Below are 1,066 nucleotides of genomic sequence, written 5' to 3'. Positions count from 1 at the left end.
CCAAAAAAGATTCACATGTTCAGCTAAAAATAGCGGTATTTTTTAAGGCATTATTAATCTGTATGCCAGGTGGTATATGGCTTGAAAAGCTATCTGTCGAAATTTTAACGATAGGGTAATCGAGATTTCATCTTGAATGAAATATTATTCATTAGCTGCATAAAACTAGGATATAGTCGGTTTTTACACTTTTTGCGACAGAACCATTATGTTAGCTATGATAAAACAATAATGTTAAACTTGAGGCATAGGTTTTCCTAAAAAAATATGGGCTATTATTTGACTCAGCAACAAATAGTACACATACTGTGTTCATGATTATTCATTCATTACATAAAAGACGTTCTGCTTTACGCTGGCTACGAAGAAATTTGTTGCCGGAGGGTGGAGCTGTGTTTTAAAGTGATTCAATAATGTTAGCGTTATAACGAATTCAATAAAGGCCGCAGGTTCATCTGAATCTGCGGCCTTTTTTTTGCCTGGAGAAAATGATGGGATTTAAGTTACAACAGGTTGTCCCATGGGGACGTTCCTTTGAGGAATATTGTGCTATGTTCAGTTTGGGGGAACAGGATCTACAGAAATCAATACTTGGCGTTGCAGATGGTCCGGCCGCATTTAATGCAGTATTAACTGAACAAGGCGGCAATATAATTTCTGTCGATCCAGCTTATACTTTTAGTAGTAAGCAGATTGCTCAGCGCATTGATGAAATATTTGAGGATATGCTGATACAAGTTGCAAACAATGCAAGTCAGTTACGGCTGGATAAATTTGGTTCAGCCGAAGCATTAGGGCGAGTGCGTATGCAGGCAATGACTCGGTTTTTACAGGATTTCGATACCGGAAAACAACAAGGACGATATGTAGATCATGAGCTACCCGTTATAGCGTTTGATGCCAAGCAATTCGATCTGGCTTTATGCTCACATTTATTGTTTTTATATAGCGATCAATTAGACAGAGATTTTCATATTAAGTCAGTTCTGGAATTATGCCGTTTTGCAAAAGAAGTGCGCATTTTCCCGTTGCTGGATTTATCACATCAAACGTCTATACACCTAGA

1 protein-coding gene is annotated in these 1,066 nt (G+C 37.8%); it reads left to right on the top strand.

The features are described 5' to 3' along the window. Nucleotides 1-491: 491 nt before the first annotated feature. A partial coding sequence (locus CDZ78_RS20885) for an SAM-dependent methyltransferase (RefSeq protein ID WP_087871641.1) occupies nt 492-1,066 on the top strand: 575 nt, incomplete at its 3' end.

The organism is Bathymodiolus platifrons methanotrophic gill symbiont (assembly GCF_002189065.1).
Classification (GTDB): Bacteria; Pseudomonadota; Gammaproteobacteria; order Methylococcales; family Methylomonadaceae; genus Methyloprofundus.
This window is presented reverse-complemented; position numbering and strand designations above follow the sequence as displayed.